18 protein-coding genes are annotated in these 18,215 nt (G+C 57.8%); 5 read left to right on the top strand and 13 right to left on the bottom strand.

Annotated features, from left to right (window positions below; genetic code table 11):
* Positions 1 to 19 precede the first annotated feature (19 nt).
* From ACWXTG_RS12220 to ACWXTG_RS12180, 9 genes are all read right to left on the bottom strand, one after another.
* A complete protein-coding gene (locus ACWXTG_RS12220; protein ID WP_309564164.1) occupies positions 20 to 271 on the bottom strand; it encodes a BolA family protein in 252 nt (83 codons plus the stop codon).
* A 3-nt stretch (positions 272 to 274) separates the two neighbouring features.
* A complete protein-coding gene (locus ACWXTG_RS12215; protein ID WP_480220058.1) occupies positions 275 to 1,054 on the bottom strand; it encodes an ABC transporter permease in 780 nt (259 codons plus the stop codon).
* Positions 1,054 to 1,947, bottom strand: a complete 894-nt coding sequence (locus ACWXTG_RS12210; RefSeq protein WP_480220057.1) for an ABC transporter ATP-binding protein — start codon at positions 1,945 to 1,947, stop codon at positions 1,054 to 1,056. Before ACWXTG_RS12210 ends, ACWXTG_RS12215 begins: the two co-directional genes overlap by 1 nt.
* Before the next feature lie 30 nt (positions 1,948 to 1,977).
* A complete protein-coding gene (locus ACWXTG_RS12205; RefSeq protein WP_309564161.1) occupies positions 1,978 to 2,277 on the bottom strand; it encodes an STAS domain-containing protein in 300 nt (99 codons plus the stop codon).
* Between the two features lie 14 nt (positions 2,278 to 2,291).
* Positions 2,292 to 2,891: an MlaC/ttg2D family ABC transporter substrate-binding protein gene (locus ACWXTG_RS12200; RefSeq protein ID WP_480221240.1), complete on the bottom strand. Its 600-nt coding sequence runs from the start codon at positions 2,889 to 2,891 to the stop codon at positions 2,292 to 2,294.
* Between the two features lie 11 nt (positions 2,892 to 2,902).
* Positions 2,903 to 3,397, bottom strand: a complete 495-nt coding sequence (gene mlaD / locus ACWXTG_RS12195; protein ID WP_309564159.1) for an outer membrane lipid asymmetry maintenance protein MlaD — start codon at positions 3,395 to 3,397, stop codon at positions 2,903 to 2,905.
* 21 nt (positions 3,398 to 3,418) lie between these two features.
* A complete protein-coding gene (gene mlaE / locus ACWXTG_RS12190) occupies positions 3,419 to 4,210 on the bottom strand; it encodes a lipid asymmetry maintenance ABC transporter permease subunit MlaE (RefSeq protein WP_309564158.1) in 792 nt (263 codons plus the stop codon).
* Positions 4,203 to 5,009, bottom strand: coding sequence for an ABC transporter ATP-binding protein (locus tag ACWXTG_RS12185; RefSeq protein ID WP_407997586.1), 807 nt, complete (start codon positions 5,007 to 5,009; stop codon positions 4,203 to 4,205). Before ACWXTG_RS12185 ends, mlaE begins: the two co-directional genes overlap by 8 nt.
* 109 nt (positions 5,010 to 5,118) lie before the next feature.
* A complete protein-coding gene (locus ACWXTG_RS12180; protein WP_407997587.1) occupies positions 5,119 to 5,781 on the bottom strand; it encodes a prepilin-type N-terminal cleavage/methylation domain-containing protein in 663 nt (220 codons plus the stop codon).
* 237 nt (positions 5,782 to 6,018) lie between these two features.
* Here ACWXTG_RS12180 and ACWXTG_RS12175 point away from each other — a divergent pair, with 237 nt between their 5' ends.
* Positions 6,019 to 7,749 (top strand): sensor histidine kinase, encoded by a 1,731-nt coding sequence (locus ACWXTG_RS12175; RefSeq protein ID WP_480220056.1) that lies wholly within the window; start codon positions 6,019 to 6,021, stop codon positions 7,747 to 7,749.
* A gap of 49 nt (positions 7,750 to 7,798) precedes the next feature.
* Here ACWXTG_RS12175 and ccsB read toward each other — a convergent pair whose 3' ends face one another.
* Together ccsB and ACWXTG_RS12165 are read right to left on the bottom strand one after the other, a co-directional pair.
* Positions 7,799 to 8,944, bottom strand: coding sequence for a c-type cytochrome biogenesis protein CcsB (ccsB, locus tag ACWXTG_RS12170; protein WP_407994750.1), 1,146 nt, complete (start codon positions 8,942 to 8,944; stop codon positions 7,799 to 7,801).
* Positions 8,945 to 8,980: 36 nt separating this feature from the next.
* Positions 8,981 to 10,912, bottom strand: coding sequence for a cytochrome c biogenesis protein ResB (locus ACWXTG_RS12165; protein ID WP_480220055.1), 1,932 nt, complete (start codon positions 10,910 to 10,912; stop codon positions 8,981 to 8,983).
* Positions 10,913 to 11,262: 350 nt separating this feature from the next.
* Here ACWXTG_RS12165 and yihA point away from each other — a divergent pair, with 350 nt between their 5' ends.
* Positions 11,263 to 11,886, top strand: a complete 624-nt coding sequence (yihA, locus tag ACWXTG_RS12160) for a ribosome biogenesis GTP-binding protein YihA/YsxC (protein WP_480220054.1) — start codon at positions 11,263 to 11,265, stop codon at positions 11,884 to 11,886.
* Here the strand turns inward: yihA and trmB are convergent.
* Together trmB and ACWXTG_RS12150 are read right to left on the bottom strand one after the other, a co-directional pair.
* Positions 11,845 to 12,561, bottom strand: coding sequence for a tRNA (guanosine(46)-N7)-methyltransferase TrmB (gene trmB / locus ACWXTG_RS12155; RefSeq protein ID WP_480220053.1), 717 nt, complete (start codon positions 12,559 to 12,561; stop codon positions 11,845 to 11,847). The two genes, yihA and trmB, sit on opposite strands and share 42 nt — an antisense overlap.
* A gap of 29 nt (positions 12,562 to 12,590) precedes the next feature.
* On the bottom strand, positions 12,591 to 13,751 hold the full coding sequence (locus ACWXTG_RS12150) for a class I SAM-dependent methyltransferase (protein ID WP_480220052.1): 1,161 nt from the start codon (positions 13,749 to 13,751) through the stop codon (positions 12,591 to 12,593).
* Between the two features lie 57 nt (positions 13,752 to 13,808).
* On the opposite strand from ACWXTG_RS12150, the gene ACWXTG_RS12145 reads away from it, so the two are divergent.
* The 3 genes from ACWXTG_RS12145 (at position 13,809) to topA (ending at position 18,141) form a co-directional block, all read left to right on the top strand.
* Entirely contained in the window at positions 13,809 to 14,561 is a 753-nt protein-coding gene (locus ACWXTG_RS12145; protein WP_407997593.1) for a pteridine reductase, read from the top strand.
* Between the two features lie 14 nt (positions 14,562 to 14,575).
* Positions 14,576 to 15,487: a tRNA 2-thiocytidine(32) synthetase TtcA gene (ttcA, locus tag ACWXTG_RS12140; protein ID WP_407997594.1), complete on the top strand. Its 912-nt coding sequence runs from the start codon at positions 14,576 to 14,578 to the stop codon at positions 15,485 to 15,487.
* Positions 15,488 to 15,606: 119 nt separating this feature from the next.
* Entirely contained in the window at positions 15,607 to 18,141 is a 2,535-nt protein-coding gene (gene topA / locus ACWXTG_RS12135; protein ID WP_480220051.1) for a type I DNA topoisomerase, read from the top strand.
* Positions 18,142 to 18,215 lie beyond the last annotated feature (74 nt).

Raw genomic sequence — 18,215 nt, 5'->3', positions numbered from 1 at the left:
AATTTAAGTCGGTTCGCCATCAAAGCGTGGCATTGAGTTTGGCCCAGGCTTCCGGGGTGAATGTCCGCATGGACAAGGCATGAATCTCCTCGCGCATGCGATCGCCCAAAGCCTGATATACCAATTGATGCTGTTGCACCATGTTCTTGCCTGCGAACAGCGGGCTGACGATGATGGCCTCGAAATGCTGCCCGTCGTCGCCCAGCACCTGCACGTGGTCGCAGGCCAGTCCATGGGCAATATAGTTTTTCAACGCTTCTGCACTTAACACGGTTCAGCCTCGCAATTTGTAGCCGGATTTCAGCATCTGTAAAGTAATGAATGATAGGGCAAAAAAGCATCCTGCAACAACGCCCAGACTGATATAGGGCGAAATATCCCCCGCCCCGAAGAAGCCGTAGCGGAAACCGTCTATCATGTAGAAAAACGGGTTGAGATGCGATACCTGCTGCCAGAACGGGGGCAACGAGTGTATCGAATAAAATACGCCGGACAGGAACGAAAGCGGCATGATGACGAAGTTCTGGAAAGCTGCCATTTGGTCGAACTTCTCCGCCCAAATGCCGGCAATGATGCCAAAAGTCCCCAGCAACGCGCTGCCCAGCAACGCAAACGTCAATATCCAGCCAGGATGCGCCAGCGGCAAATCGATGAAGAGAATGGCAACCAAGTAAATCCCCAAACCTACTACCAGACCGCGAATGATGGAGGCTGCAAGAAACGCCAGATAAAATCCAAAATAGGAAATCGGCGTCAACAGGATGAAGATCAGGTTGCCCATCACCTTGGATTGGATCAGGCTGGACGAGCTGTTGGCAAAAGCATTCTGCAACAGCGACATCATGATCAGGCCCGGGATCAGGAATGCAGTGTAGCCCACGCCGGGATACACCTGCACGCGGCCTTCCAGCACATGGGAGAAGATCAGCAGATAAAGCAGCGCGGTCATCACCGGCGCGGCGACCGTCTGAAAACTCACGCGCCAGAAGCGCAGCAGTTCCTTCTTGAACAAGGTCCACGGACCGCGCAGATTTTGGCTAAGCAAATTCGCCATCAACTTACGATCTCCACGAACACATCTTCGAGATCGGCTTCGATCAATTGCATATCCTCGACCGTCACGCCCGCAACCCGCAATTCGGCCAGGATGGATTCCAGTTGCGCCACATCGGCAATTGCCAGGACATAGGCATCCCCTTGCTCTTCCCGAACCAGGGGGCTCAACGGCGCGGGCAAGGCAGCGGAAAGCTTGAGGCACAGGCGCTTTCCGGGCACGCGGTTCAACAGGTTGCGCGTACTGTCCAACGCCACGATCTCGCCCTGCTTCATCATGGCAATGCGGCTACAGAGCGTTTCCGCCTCTTCCAGATAATGCGTGGTCAAAATAATAGTATGGCCTTCGCAGTTGAGCCTGCGGATGAATTCCCACATGGTCTGGCGCAATTCGACATCGACTCCCGCAGTCGGCTCGTCCAATACGATCACGGGCGGCTTGTGCGCAAGCGCCTGGCCGATAAGCGCACGCCGCTTCATGCCGCCCGACAGGCGGCGCATATTGGTATGCGCCTTGTCCGCCAAGCCCAGGGATTCGATGATCTCATCCACCCAGGCGTCATTGCTGCGCCCGCGCCCGAAATACCCGGCCTGGAACCGCAACATCTCGCGCACATTGAAGAATGGGTCGAACACCAACTCCTGCGGCACCACGCCCAAGGCGCGACGCGCCTCGGCATATTGAACATTGACGTCGAAACCCATCACCTGCAGGCTGCCGCTGCTGGGCCGCGACAACCCTGCCAGCAGGTTGATCAATGTGGACTTGCCCGCGCCGTTCGGCCCGAGCAAGGCAAAAAACTCGCCCTGCTCAATGGACAAGTCTATGCCTTTCAGCGCGTGTAAATCGCCAAAACGCTTGTGCACCTGCTGGATATTGATCGCGGGAATCATCGATGAAAACTGGGGCCTAGGCCCCAATGCTCAATGGCTGGGGCTGGATTGCGGAATCAGCTCAAGCACGCCGTACAGCGTGGCCAGGCTGGCCAGGTTAGCCGGCAAGTTCGCCAGGCTGACAGCAGACTTGCTTGCAGCGGCATGGCGCAACCACTCGAAAATCAGGCTGAGCGCCACAGTATCGACCTCCGCCACCTGGGAGAGATCGATCTCCAATGTGCCAGGCATCTGCAAGGCCTTGCTTTCAGCCAGCAGCACATCGACCTGATTGACGGTCATGTCGCCGCTGACCAGCCAGCGGTTTCCTTGTTGTTGAATCTGTGCCAAGTTCTACTCTTTGCTTACTTGTTGGATTCCTGGTTCTTGGCAGCCAGCTTCTTGATCAGGCTGTCCAAGCCGCCTTGGCGGATCTCGTTGCTGAACTGGCCGCGATAGTTGGTCACCAGGCTCACGCCTTCTATGGTGATGTCGTATACCTTCCAGTCCTCGCCATTCTTTTCCAGGCTGTAATCGACAGCGACCGGCTGGCCGCCCGGTTGCAGGATCTGCGTCTTCACCTTAACGTCGGTGTCGCCCGGCTGCGCGCGGAACGGCTTGTATTCGATGGTCTGGTTGCGGTACTTGGACAATGCGGTGGCATAGGTACGCAACAACAGGCTGCGGAACTCGTCCTGGAAAGCCTGTTTCTGTTCGGGAGAGGCCTTGGTCCAGGCCTTGCCCAGCACCAGGCGCGACACGCGGTCGAAATTGAAGTTGGGCAGGATCTTTTCTTCTGCCAACGCAAAAATCTTGCTCTGGTTGCCGGCCTGGATATCTTTGTCCTGCTTCACGACTGCCAGCACATCCTCGGCAGTCTTCTTCACCAGCGCGTCAGGCGCGACTTCCGCCATGGCCAGGTTTGCACAGCCGACAAACGCCATCGCGGCCATCCACTTCATCATTGTTTGCATGCTTATTCCGCCTCTTTACTATCGTTAGACTTATCGTCGTCAGACTCGGACGCCTTGCTGTAAAGGAACTGGCTGATCATCTTTTCCAGCACCACGGCATCCTGCGTCTTAACAAACTTGTCGCCGTCCTGCAGCATCTTGTCGTCGCCGCCGGCTTCAAGGCCAATATATTGCTCGCCCAATAGGCCGGCAGTGTAGATATTGGCAAACGTATCCTTGGGGAAAGGATACCGTTTGTCCACCTTGACTGTCACCTGCGCCTCATAGGTTTCAGGGTCGAACTTGATGCTGTCCACCCGACCCACGACCACGCCGGCGCTTTTCACGGGCGCCCGTGGCTTGAGACTGCCGATATTCTCAAAAGCTCCCGTCACGCTATAGGTTTCGCCAAGGGTGGCGCTGTTGAAATTGCCGACCTTCAAGGCCAAACCAAACAGCGCCGCAGCCCCTGCAGCGACAAAAACACCGACCCAAAGATCAATTGTTGTACGTTCCATCTTTTCTCCAGTGTGTTGCGCTTACGCAACAATCATGAACGAAGTCATTACAAAATCGAGACCCAGCACCGCCAGTGAGGAATTCACCACCGTGCGCGTCGTCGCGCGGCTCACGCCTTCGGCAGTCGGCGGCGCATCAAACCCTTCAAACAAGGCAATCATGGTGCAGGCAATGCCGAACACCACGCTCTTGATCACCCCATTCACAATATCCTCCCGGAAATCCACGCTGGCCTGCATCTGCGACCAGAACGCGCCGGCATCCACGCCGATCAAGGGCACCGCCACCAGGTAGCCGCCCAGCACCCCGACCATGGAGAACAAGGCTGCCAGCAACGGCATGGAGAACACGCCGGCCCAGAATCTTGGCGCCACCACGCGGGCGATAGGGCTTACAGCCATCATCTCCATCGCGGACAACTGCTCGGTCGCCCTCATCAGGCCGATTTCCGCCGTGATGGCGGTACCGGCGCGCCCAGCAAACAGCAGGGCGGTTACCACCGGCCCCAGCTCGCGCACCAGCGACAAGGCCACAAGCACGCCGATCGCCTCGGAAGAGCCGTAGCGCTGCAAAGTGTTGTAACCCTGCAAGGCCAGCACCATGCCGACGAAGAACGCCGACACCAGGATGATGATCAATGACAACACGCCAGTGAAATAAATCTCGCGTATGGTCAGGTGTAGCCTGCGGAAGCTCTCACCCGAGTAGATCAACACGTAAAAGAAAAAACGGACGCTGGCGCCGAACCGCCACAAGTTATCAATCACGCGATGGCCGATTCCGCGCAGCACATTCGCCACAGCACTAAACATTCGCGCTCCTCAAGATATCCTGTCTATAGTCAGGCGCTCTATAGTGGAACGGCACCGGACCATCCACCTCACCATGCACAAACTGATGGACAAATGGCAGCTCGGACTTGCGCAGGTCCTCCGGCGCGCCTTCGGCAGCGACGACGCCATCCGCCACGAAATAGACGTAGTCGGCAAAGGCGAATACTTCCTGCACGTCATGCGTCACGATGATGGAAGTCGCACCCAGCGCATCATTGAGCCTGCGGATCAGGTTGCAGATCACCGCCATCGAGATCGGGTCCAGCCCGGCAAACGGCTCGTCGTACATGATGATGGAAGGATCAAGGGCGACTGCCCGCGCCAATGCCACGCGCCGCGCCATGCCGCCAGAAAGCTCGGTCGCCTTGAGGTCGCGCGCGCCGCGCAGGCCTACCGCATTGAGTTTCATCATCACCAGGTCGCGGATCATGGATTCCGGCAGGTCGGTATGCTCGCGGATCGGGAATGCCACGTTTTCGTAAACGGAAAGATCGGTGAACAAGGCGCCCTGCTGGAACAGCATGCCCATCTTGCGTCGCAGCTTCTGCAAACCCTTGCGGTCCTGCTTGTGCACCACCTCGCCCGCCACGCGCACCTCGCCGCCCGACGGCTTCAACTGCCCGCCGATCAGGCGCAACAACGTGGTCTTGCCGCTACCGCTGCCGCCCATGATGGCCACCACCTTGCCGCGCGGGAACTTCATGTTGATGCCCTTGTGCAGCAAGCGCGTCTTGTAGCCAAAGGATAGATTGTCGATTTCGACGATGTTGTCGCTCATGATCGCTACTTTTCTGATTAGCCGGCTATTTTAATGCAAAAGCGGTTTACTTCATAACGCTGGAAAAGTAAAAGCCCGCAAATGCGGGCTTTTACTTCAAACATCCATATTAGAAAGACATACAAACAGTGAAAGTACCACCATCAGGAACATCTCCATTCTCCAGCGAGTTGCCAGCTGTACCAACAGCGGCAGGAGTAGTAGCAACACGCACAGCTCCGTTATTTGTCAACCCATCATCCAGCAACACATCAATCTGCTTTGCTAGCCGCCCAGTAATTCCCTCAGAACACACAACAAAGGTACCCACCATAGGATTGGCTTCATCCTGAATCGTATTGAACCCATTCAGGCTTTGCACTCCAATACGTCCGCCGTCTGCATTCCTTGGAATATAAGCATCAGTTCCAACTTGCGTCGAACCTGTCGCCAAACCCGCCAGCCGGACATGCTGCCAGAATAAGTAAGACTCATCTGTCTGCGTAACAGAATTCCAATGTCCATCAATTCGCCCATTACCACGACTAGCGGCCGCCGCTGGTGTCCCATTGGTTATATGCATAGCAACAGCCGCATCATCCCCAGGCAATGCTCTATACTTATCCTGATACCCATAAAGCAATATCTGTACGTTTTTTAAATCATTGGCAATATTTTTCGCTTTGGCACTATTAATCAACTCCTGGCCCTTGAGCACGCCGCCCAGCAGCAGACCGATAATCACCAGGACTATCGCCAGCTCGATCAGCGTGAAGCCGGATGTTTTTTTCATATGCTATCCTTGCGCGAGGTTGCCGGCATGGCAGCCCCAAAATAAATTAAGTTGGTATGAGATATGCAACTCTCATGCCAATTAACACCCAGCCCAAATTAAAGATAAACCCAATAAGGGCGCAGGTTTCAACCAGATTTGGCCGAATTCCATGCTTGCCAAAACATCGCCAAAGTGTTGAGATTTCGTCCATAGTGACAAAATTACGACACATGCTACTAGAGATCACATCATTCCATGGCCACCCTGAGCAGCCGCACTAATCCCTACCGGCCAAGCGCATCGACCTTGCAGCAATGGATGCTAGGGCTGATGCTGTTGAGCTTCCATGGAGTATTGCTATGGGGTTTCGAGGACCCGTTGCAAAAAGGTCTGCTGCTCTGCCATTACGGTTTGTTCCTGATCTGGCAGCCGATCTGGCAAACCAAGGAAAAACTTTCTCCCCAAGCCATCCTGCTATTCGCCGCGGGCGGCATCCTGCTTACCGTGTTCGTCAGCTGGTGGCTGTTGGCCATTTGGCTCTCGGCTTTATTTGGCCTGTTGGGCGGGCGCATTTTTTCCGCAACGGCGCGCGCCTCCCGCCAAAGCTACCTGTTTGCCGCCACCTACCTGCTTTCCGTCCTGCTGCTCTGGGTAATTCCACACCTGCTGGATGCGGACACGGCGCTGCAGGTCACAGAATTCCTCATGCTCTACCTGCTGCCCATCCTGCCGCTGGTCATCCTGTTCCTGCGCGTCAAGCAGGAAACCCACCAGCATGCGCCTATCCTCGATTTTTTCTACACTCTGCTGCTGTTCCTGCTCTCGGTCACGCTGATCCTCAGCATTTTCACGATTTCGCGCACTACCGAGGCCGATTATGCCGAGGTGGTGGTATGGGTGGTGTTCGGCCTGGCTGCGGCGTTGTTGCTGGCAAGCTGGCTATGGAACCCGCGTGCGGGCTTCAGCGGCATCGGGCAGTTGCTGTCGCGCTATCTCCTGAGCGTAGGCTTGCCGTTCGAGCGCTGGATCAAGAATATCGCCGAGCTTGCCGAGCGCGAAACCAGCGCCAAGGAATTCATGCATGCAGCGATGAGCGAGGTTGAAACCCTGCCGTGGGTGGCGGGCGGCAAGTGGGAGACCGAGGACGACCAGGGCGAGTTCGGCACCCAGGCGCCCTACTATGCCGACCTCGACTTCCATGATTTCCACCTGACCCTGTACAGCCGCTGGCCGCTCACGCCTGCCCTCACGATCCACCTCAAACTACTGACGCAGATACTGGGCGAGTTCCACGAAGCCAAGCGCCGCGAGGAAGCCTTGCTGCAGAATACTTATATGCAGGCCATCTACGAAACCGGCGCGCGACTTACCCACGACATGAAGAACATCGTGCAATCCATGAGCGCGCTTTGCAGCGCGGCCGAGCAGGCGACCGAGGCAGACAATGAACGGCTGGTCGCGCTGATCCGCAAGCAGCTGCCCCTGCTCAACCAGCGCCTGGCGCTGACGCTGGACAAGCTGGGCGCCCCGCGCGACGAGAACACGCGCATGCTGCCGCTGCTGGAATGGTGGGACAACCTGCAACAACGTTATACGGGCACCCGCATCGGCTTCAGCGAAATCATCACGACGGAAGCCGACCCCAGGATAGACAGCGAAGTATGGGATAGCGTGGTGGACAACTTATTGCAGAATGCCCTGGCAAAAGCCCGGCACGAGCCTGGCATCAATATCTCGGCCGCCCTGGTAATCGGCAGTCAAATCTTTGTCGAAGTCACCGACAGCGGCAATCCGATGCCGGAAGAGGTGGCCGCAAGCCTGTTCCGCAAACGCATCCGCTCGGAAGGCGGGCTGGGCATCGGGCTTTATCAGGCAGGACGCCAGGCGCAACAGGCTGGCTACCAGCTTGCCTTGGTGGAGAACCAGCCTGGCACGGTACGCTTCAGGCTGGAGATGAATAGCCGGCAATCCAGGCTCGCCAAATAAAAAGGCCGCGACTGCATTGCAGCGCGGCCTTTTTTAGTTACTCAGCGTTCTACAGCTCGCCGTAGGAATGCAATCCGGACAGGAACATGTTCACTCCCAGGAAGGCAAAGGTGGTCACCAGCAAGCCGACCAATGCCCACCAGGCCAGGATGGGGCCGCGCAACCCCTTGACCAGCCGCAGGTGCAGCCAGGCGGCATAGTTGAGCCAGACGATCAACGCCCAGGTCTCCTTGGGATCCCACGACCAGTAGCCGCCCCACGCCTCCGCCGCCCACATGGCGCCGAGGATGGTGGCAATGGTGAAGAAGGCGAACCCGACGGAAATGGCCTTGTACATCACGTCATCCAGCACTTCCAGGCTCGGCAGGCGGGATGCAAGAATGCCCTTGTCCACCAGCAAATAGGCCAACCCGACCATGGCCGCCAGGGCGAATGTGCCGTAGCCGATAAAGTTGGCCGGCACATGGATTTTCATCCAGTAGGATTGCAGGGCAGGCACCAAAGGCTGAATTTCATAGGCCTGGCGATCGAAGGTATACCAGAGGATGAAACCGACGGCGGCGTTGATGACGACCAGCACGAAACCGCCCAGCTGGCGGGTGGCATAGCGGCCTTCGTAGTAGAGATACGCCAGCGCGGTGATCAGGCAGAACAGGATGAAGACTTCATACAGGTTGCTGATCGGGATATGCCCGACATCCGGGGCGATCAGGTAGGATTCGTACCAGCGTACCATGAGGCCGACAAACCCCATGACCACGGCAGACCAGACCAGGCCCGAACCGACCTTGGCCGCAAAGGCAGAGCGGGCAATCAGGCCCAGCCAGTAAGCCAGCATCGCCAGGACAAACAGCACGTTCATCCACATGATGGCGGACTGGCTGGAAAACAGGTACTTGAGCAGGAACACCTGCTCCACATTCGCCTGGCTGCCATCGTAGAGCTGGATGGATGCCAGGCTGATGCCCGCCACAACCAGCAACAAAGCACGCATGGGCTTCCACTGCCATCCCAGCCAACTGAACAAGGCTATCGAACCGAACAGGATGCCCACTTCGTACGCATCCATGAATTCGGCATATTGCCGGAATGCGAACAGCCCGCCCAGCAGCAGCAGCAGGGCATATCCCCAATCCGCCAAGCTCAGGCGCTTGAACAACGGTTCCGGCACATCTTCCATATAGGCAGTCTTCATCATCAACCCCAATACATGTTGGTTACGTGACCGATGTCACACTTGCTGGTTTTCCAGCAGGCGCGCGAGCTTGTCGCGCATGTTGTCGAATTCGATATCGAAATCGCGGTTCTTGCGGTTGGCCGACATGGCAAACAACACGCGGTTGTTTTCCGGCTTCACCAGCAGCCAGATACGGCGCTCGCGGATATAAATCATGGAGAAAATCCCAAGCACCAGCAGCACCGAACCCGAATAGACCAGCACCTTGCCCGGCGAGCGCGTCAATTGCAGCCCGCTGGACTGGCGATGCTCGAACCCCGTCAACTGCAAGTATAGCGGGGCGCCGTAATGGAAACTGTCGCTGATGGCATGCAGGCTGTCCTCGATGAAGGCCTGCAACTCGTCGCTATTGCCGGTTGGCGGCAGCCCCGCACGCTCGCGGCTGATCGCATAGGCGCTGAAGGCGGCCGTCGTCACCACCTTGACGTATGCCTGCGCCGCGCCGGCGCGCTGCGCCTCCGGCACTGCCTCGTCTATCATCTCGGCCACCTTGCCGAAACCGCCCTGGCCGAACGCCTGCAACAGCTGCCTGACGCTGTCTTCAAACCTGGTACGCGTCTCCGTATTGAGGTCGCCGTGATTGGACAAGGCCAACTGCGAGACGCGACGCACGATCTCTGGATACAACGATTGGTCAAACATCGCCGCCCGGAAGTTCATATAGCCCTCGATACCGCCCTCTTCGTCTGCCGGAATCCGCAGGTAGCGATAGCTGTCCTGCTGCATGGAGCGCATGCCGGAGAGGAAATACTGCCGCCCGTCCAGCAGCAGCGGGTTCATGTAGTTCACATATTCGCGCGCCTGCCCTTCCGCATCGCGCACCTTGAAGGTGACGTTGGGGCCCACGTTGCGCGGCTTGCCCTTGCCGTCCACCGAAAGGTTCAGGATATTGAACAGGCGGAAATCGGATAGCTCCACGCTCAAGGGGCTATTGCCGCCGCTGACTTCATATTTGTTGAATACGTTGCCGCTGAATGGAATATTGTCCGCATGGCTCCCCAGCAGGTTCCATACCTTGAAGTCCAGCTTGGAGCCGCCATCGCCAAAATCGGACTGGTAGATGGCAATGCCCTTGTAGATCAGGGGATGGTTCACCTTGATCGTCGCCGTGACTGGCTCTTCGCGATCGGGATCGATGATCATGACATCGCTCTCGAAAGACTTGGGCTGCCCGGTATCGTAATGCTCGATACGGAAAGCCTTCAGCACGATGCTGAACGGCAAGTCCTGCACAAGGTATCCGTCCCGCACGCGCAGGAAGGCCGCATTGGCGCCGGCGCCTTCAGGCAGCGTCATATTGGCGCGGAAGGAAATGTTGGCCGGGGACATGCGGCTTTGCGGCGGCACCTTGCGCTCGGGAATGTCGCGCGTCTCCACCACCTTGTATCCGAGCAGCTCCTGCGCCTTGAACACCAAGTTGCCGTCCATGAGGCCGCCAATGCAGATGATGACGATCGCCGCATGCGTGAGGATATAGCCCAGCCTCTGGTAGCTGCCCGCCTTGGCGGCGAACAGGTTGCCGCCATCCTCCTGCGTCACGGTCTTATAGCGGAAGCCGTGTGCCGAAAGGAACTGCGCCAGGCGGGATGCGGTCTCCCCGGTCGAGTAAGGGGTGTGGTATTCGTGATGGTGGCTGAAGCTGCGCAAGGAAGTTTCTTTAGCGTTCTCGCGGAATGCGCGCAGCTCCCGCAGCATGAGCGGGGAATTGCGGTAAATACAGAGCGAAGTGGAAAGCACCAGGAAGACTAGGATGACCAGGAACCAGCCAGCATGGTAAACGTCGAAAAGCCCGAGGAACTCGAAGAACTCGAACCAGAACTGGCCGAACTGCACGATGTAGTTGGTATACGGCTCATTCTGCTTGAGCACGGTGCCGATAACGGAGGCGATGCCCAGCACGACCAGCACGCTGACTGCAAAACGCATGGAGCTCAGCAGCTCATATAGCCTGTGCCTGGTGGACTGTACGGAATTCAAAACAAGACCATTTAAAAAATTTGAGGTGAGACCATCATGCCTATGGTTGGTTGCAAGCCTGGCAATATAAAAAGTTAAGGGCGGCTAATGCCACCCTTAACGCTTATATGAGGCTTTCGGTTGTCAGGCGAAGCAAAAACAACTCGGTTTACTTATAATTCCCGGCCTGACTCAACGTAGCGCGCTGGCAAACTCTCAACTTTCTGGATACCAACACTGCGAATAGGGCCGCATTTTATATAAAAAACCCTACTTCGTGCTAATATTTTTCCCTTTCCGTCGACGACCCTCTCCTTTTCATGCCCTTGTTTCAAAACGCCACTTTTTATATTTCCGCCCACAAGCTGAGCGAACTGCCTCCCCCTGCCGGCGTGGAGGTCGCATTTGCAGGACGATCCAATGCCGGGAAATCCAGCGCCTTGAATACATTGGCCAACCACAACCGTCTTGCTTTTGTGAGCAAGCAGCCCGGGCGTACCCAGCTCATCAATTTTTTCAGCCTGGGCAACGACCGCTTCCTGGTGGATCTGCCCGGATACGGTTACGCCAAGGTGCCGGAAGCCATGCGCAAGCATTGGCAGCTCACGCTGGCCAGCTACCTGAGCCAACGCCCCTGCATTGGCGGCCTGGTGCTGGTCATGGACTGCCGCCATCCCCTCACCCCGCTGGACCGCCAAATGCTGGACTGGTACAGCCCGAGCGGCAAGCCCATCCATGCCCTGCTCACCAAGTCGGACAAGCTGTCGCGCCAGGCCGCCAACCAGACATTGCAGCAGGTCAGGAAAGAGCTCGAGGCCAACTGGGGCAACTGCAGCGTGCAATTGTTCTCCAGCTTGAAGAAGCAAGGTGTGGAGGAAGCCGAGGCTGTGATCGGGCGCTGGCTATTTGCGCCGGAAGATGATGTCCCACACGCCGTGGCCTAGCTTGATGCCGCGGCTCTCGAACTTGGTCAACGGACGGTAGTCCGGCTTGGGCGCATAACCCTGCGCCGTATTCTCGAGCAGCGGTTCCTGTTGCAGGATGTCCAGCACCCATTCCGCATACTCCTGCCAATCAGTCGCCACATGCAAGTAAGCGCCCGCTTTCAGCTTGCTGCATAGCAGCTTGACGAATTCGGCCTGGATCAGCCGGCGCTTGTGGTGCCGCTTCTTGTGCCAGGGGTCGGGGAAGAAGATATGCACGCCGTCCAGGCTGGCGTCTGCAATCATGTGCTTCAACACTTCCACCGCATCGTGCTGCACGATGCGCAGGTTCTTGAGCTCCAGCTCGCCGATCTGCTTGAGCAGGCTGCCGACCCCCGGGGTGTGCACCTCGACCCCGAGAAAATCCCGTTCCGGCTGGTTCTGCGCAATCTTGGCCGTGCTATCCCCCATGCCGAACCCGATTTCCAGGATTTTAAGGCTGTCACCACGACCGAATAGCGCGTCCATATCCAAGATAGCAGGCGCATAGGGCACGCCGAACACCGGCATGAGTTCGTCCAGCGCACGCTGCTGGCCATGGGTCAACCGGCCCTGGCGCAACACGAAGCTGCGGATCGGACGCTTTGCCAACTCCTCCTTGCTGATGTCTTCCTTGCCTGCCGTTTCTTGATCCATGCTTGACTCAACCACTAAAAAAACCGCGATTATAGGGTATGCGAGCGGTCGCCGCGAACAAAACCCGAGAGCGGCCCCATGCCTCGGCCCAGCGCAATCACCTTGAATAGCTCGCCCATTTCCGCAGGCGACAGCAGTTTTTGCGCCTGGCTTGCCATCGGTACGTACCGCCTGAGATCGTCCGCCGGCACACGCGACATCAGTTCGGTAATCCCGCAATTGATGAGGAACTGCGCCTGTCCGCAATAACCCAGCAACTGCAGGCCCTGCCCTAAGCCTGCCTCTGCCATGGCGGAAAAATCCACATGGGCAGTGACATCCTGCAAGCCTGGGTACAGCAAGGGGTCCTGGTGCGCATGATGGCGGTAATGGCACATCAATGTGCCCTGATGGCGCTGCGGGTGGTAATACTCCGCTCGCGAAAACCCATAATCGATGAACAGCAATACGCCTTCCCGCAGGCACTGTGCCAAGCTTGCCACCAGCGCCTGGGCGGCTGGGCTGACTTCAGTCTGGTAGTTTTCCGGCAATGCAAGCTCATCAATGCCGCTTACCAGGGAAGCATCAATCAAGGGCCGGGAATCCAGCATCAAAGCCTCTGCCTCATCCACGGCTACGCCTATTTCCTGCCAATGATCGCTCTCCCTGCGCACGAGATGCACAGGCACTGCATCCAGCACCTCGTTGGCGAGCACGACGCCTGTGAACTCAGCAGGCAAGGCATCCAGCCAAGACACGCGCTCGTACAACGCTGGCGCGAGTGTCGATTGCAGGTATTGCCGCTGCACCTCCCTCAAGTCCGCGCTGACCTCCATGATCAGGTATTGCGCTGGCAACGCATCCGCACGCTGCATTTCTTCCAGCATGGCAGCCGCCAGCCTGCCACGTCCCGCGCCAAGCTCGAGAACGCTGCCGCCAGTTTGCGCCAGCACCTCGATCACTTGCCGTGCCAGGGTCTGGCCGAACAGCGGCGTCATTTCCGGCGCCGTCACGAAATCCCCGGCCTCGCCGAACTTCTGCGCGCCCGCGCTGTAATAGCCCAGGCCGGGCGCATACAACGCCAGTTCCATATAACGGGCAAAGCTGATCCAGCCTCCCGCATCCAGCGCCTCCTTGCGGATCAGTGCAAGCAATCGGACGCTATGGGCAATGGCGTCGGCATCGGGAATAGGCAAGGCGGAGATATTCATGGTATTGGATTATAATGTCACGTTATTCCTGAATTTTGACGCGGTCTGGAACATTTGGTGGATTCCTCTCTGGAAAACAAGGTCATTTTAATCACTGGCGGTGCGAAACGTGTGGGTGCGGCCATCTGCCGCCTGCTACATGCAGAAGGCGCCAGGCTGATGATCCATTATCGCAGCTCGGATGACGAAGCGCGCACCCTGCAATCCGAACTCAACCTACAGCGCCCCAATTCCGTCGCCATCATCCAGGGGGACTTGTTGAGGCTGAGCGTACTGCCCAAGCTGGTGCAGGAAACCGTGCAGCACTTCGGACGCCTGGACGCGCTCATCAACAACGCATCTAGCTATTATCCCAGCGAGCTGGGCAGCATCAACGAGCACCAATGGGAAGACTTGATCGGGCCCAACCTCAAGGCGCCTTTGTTCCTGTCGCAAGCCGCCGCGCCCGAACTCAGGAAAACCCACGGTAGCATCATCAACATCACCGACATGCACGTGGAGCGCCCGAAAAAGGGATATATCGTTTACAGCGTCGCCAAGGCGGGCCTGGTGACGCTTACCAAATCCCTTGCGCACGAACTGGCGCCGGAAGTGAGGGTCAACGCCGTCGCGCCTGGGCCAGTATTATGGCCTGAGAACAACCCGCAGTTCGACGAAGTGTACCGCCAGCGCGTGATCTCGCAAACATTGCTCAAACGCATCGGAGAAGGCGACGACGTCGCCAAGGCCGTACGCTTCCTGCTGCAGGACGCTCCATTCATTACCGGACACGTGATCGCCGTCGATGGCGGCCGCTCGCTCAATCTTTAAAGTATTGCTTAATCATGACCAAACACTATCCCGACGACGCCTCCAACAGCTTCCTCAAGCTGCGCAACAGCCTGATCAGCGCCACCGGCAAGGCCATTGGCGACTACAACATGGTGGAGGACGGCGATACCATCCTCGTCTGCATGAGCGGCGGCAAGGATTCCTATACCATGCTCATGATGCTGCTGGCCTTGCAGGAGCGCGCGCCAGTCGACTTCAAGCTGATCGCCATGAACCTGGACCAGAAGCAGCCCGGTTTTCCCGCACATATCCTGCCCGCCTACCTGGAACAACTGGGCGTCGAGCACCGCATTGTCGAGGCCGATACCTACTCCATCGTCAAGGAAAAGATTCCAGAGGGCAAGACCACCTGCTCCCTATGCTCCCGGCTGCGCCGCGGCATCATTTACCGTACCGCCCAGGAACTGGGCGCCAATAAAATCGCATTGGGCCACCACCGCGACGATATCGTGGAAACCCTATTCCTCAATATGTTCTTCGGCGCCAAGATGAAGGCCATGCCGCCCAAGCTCGCCACCAACAAAGGCGAATTCCACGTCATCCGCCCGCTGGCCTATTGCGCGGAGAAGGACATCGCCAGCTATGCGCGCGGCATGAACTTCCCCATCATCCCTTGCGACCTCTGCGGCTCGCAGGAAAACCTGCAACGGCAGAAGGTCAAGGATATGCTGCATGCCTGGGAGCGCGAGCAGCCTGGCCGCGTCAACAATATCTTCCGCGCCATCTGCAATGTCGAACCCTCCCACCTCGGCGATACCGACCTCTACGACTTCAAGCATATGTCGCAGACCAAGGCCGAGGATGAAGATCCGCTGTTCGGCGACATCGACAAGGAAAACAACCCGGCCCTGAGCCTGGTTTCCAGCGAAGGCTCCCGCATCGAGTTCAAGCGCAATATCGCCTGACATCCGGCACGACCTCCAGGAAAAATTGCCGGCAAGCGCCTAAATTTACAGTGCTTTCTTGTGCGGCAAGCGATTTACTCTTATTATCTGCCGCTCTGCATCCCACAAATCGTGCGTCCATGTCAAAACTGCTGATCGTTGAATCACCTTCCAAGGCCAAGACCCTGAAAAAATACCTGGGCAAGGATTTTGAGGTTCTGGCCTCATATGGGCACGTGCGCGACCTGGTTCCCAAGACGGGAGCCGTCGATCCCGAACATGACTTCGCCATGAAGTACGAAGTGATCGACCGCAACTCGCGCCATGTGGATGCGATTGCCAAGGCGGTCAAGACGGCAGACGCCATCTACCTCGCCACCGACCCGGACCGCGAAGGCGAAGCCATTTCCTGGCACATCGCCGAAATCCTCAAGAGCAAGAAACTGCTCAAGGACAAGCTGCTGAAACGTGTGGTGTTCCATGAAATCACCAAGAATGCCGTGCAGAACGCGATCGACGAACCGCGCGATATCTCCATGCCGCTTGTGAATGCGCAGCAGGCGCGCCGGGCTTTGGATTACCTCGTCGGCTTCAACCTTTCTCCCTTGCTGTGGAAGAAAATCCGCCGCGGCTTGTCCGCCGGCCGCGTGCAAAGTCCCGCATTGCGCCTGATCGTCGAGCGCGAACTTGAGATCGAGGCGTTCACAAGCCAGGAATACTGGACCATCCACCTGGAATCCGCCAAGCACCAGCATGTGTTCGATGCCAAGCTGGTGCAGCTCGACGGCAAGAAGGTGGAGCAATTCACCGTCACCAGCCAGGCGCAGCAGCAGGAAATCGTCGGCAAGCTGCTTGCAGTCAGCGCCGGCAAGACCACAGTCACCCGCGTAGAGAAAAAGCAGCGCAGCCGCAGCCCCGCCGCCCCGTTCACGACCTCCACGCTGCAGCAGGAAGCCGTGCGCAAGCTCGGGTTCACCACCAGCCGCACCATGCGCGTCGCCCAACAGCTGTATGAAGGCATCGATGTCGGCAGCGGCACGGTGGGTCTGATCACCTATATGCGTACCGACAGCTTCAGCCTCGCCGCCGAGGCCGTCATGCAGATCCGCGACTATATCAAGCAGAATTTCGCCAGCGAATACCTGCCCAGGTCGCCGATCATGTACAAGACCAAGGCCAAGAACGCGCAGGAAGCCCACGAGGCGATCCGACCGACCGACATCACGCGTACGCCGTCCAGCTTGCGCGCGTTCCTCACCGACGAGCAGTTCAAGCTGTATGAAATGATCTGGAAGCGCGCTCTGGCGTGCCAGATGACTCAGGCCAAGTTCGACGCCGTCAGCATCGAGCTTGCCGTCGGCAGCGAAGCCAACCTGTTCCGCGCCACCGGCCAGACGCTGGTGTTCCCCGGCTTTATCGCCGTCTATATGGAAGGCGTGGACGACGAGGAGGAGGAAGGCGAGAGCAAGCTGCCTCACCTCGAAACCGGCGAAGTGCTCGCCGTACAGAAAATATTCGGCGACCAGCATTTCACCGAGCCGCCGCCGCGCTATTCGGAAGCCAGCTTGGTCAAGGCCTTGGAAGAGTTCGGCATCGGCCGTCCCTCCACCTACGCCAGCATCATTTCCACCCTGCAGGACCGCGAATACGTGCTGCTGGACAAGAAGCGCTTCACACCTACCGATGTCGGCCGCGTGGTGAACAAATTCCTCACCGAGCATTTCACGCGCTACGTCGACTACGGCTTTACCGCCAACCTGGAAAACGAGCTGGATGATATTGCCGAAGGCGAGCGCGAGTGGATTCCAGTGCTCAACGAATTCTGGCAGGGTTTCAACAACCAGATCCATGAAAAGAGCAACGTGGAGCGTCCCGGCGTCGAGGTGCTCGACGAAGCCTGCCCGAAATGCGGCAAGCCTCTGCAATCCCGCTTAGGACGCTTCGGCAAGTTCATCGGCTGTTCGGGCTATCCGGAGTGCGACTACATCCGCAATCCGAGCGCCAATACCAACAGCAACGAGCCGACCGTGATCGGCCAAGAACCGGAAAGCGGCAAGGATATCCTGCTGCTGAACGGCCCGTACGGCCCTTACCTGCAGATCGGCCTGCCCGAGGCGGACAGCAAGAAGAAGCCCAAGCGCGTCAGCATTCCCAAGGAAATTTCCGTTGCCAGCCTGGACATGGAGACAGCGCTCAAACTGATCGCCTTGCCGCGCGACCTGGGCCAGCACCCGGAAACCGGCAAGAAGGTGGTGGCCAACATCGGGCGCTTCGGACCTTACGTCAACCACGACGGCAAGTTCAAGTCCATCCCCAAAAGCGACAGCGTCTTCGACATCGACATGGCGCGTGCGGTCGAGCTATTGGCGCAAGCCAATTCCGGCCCGGCCCCGATCAAGGAGCTGGGTGCGCACCCCGACGGCACGGGCAATATCGCCATCTACTCCGGCCGCTTCGGGCCTTACGTGCAGCATGGCAAACTGCGCGCCACCCTGCCCAAAAGCCAGGAGCCGGAAAGCCTGACCATGGAGCAGGCCCTGGAGCTGCTGTCAGCCAAGGCAGCAAAGGATGCACCGGCCAAGAAAGCCAAGGCGCCTGCGAAAAAAGCCGTCGGCACCAAGAAAGCGGCCTCCACGACACGCAAGAAAAAAACCGCTGCCAGCGAGAGTGAATAAATCTGGAAGCCTCTGACAGCTCCAATCTAAACTAAATCGAGATAATGGATAATAAAAAAGCGGCTCCAAGCCGC

This window comes from Methylobacillus sp. DLP286 (genome assembly GCF_056636515.1).
The sequence above is the reverse complement of the archived record's forward strand: the minus strand, read 5'-3'. Positions and strand labels throughout refer to the sequence as shown.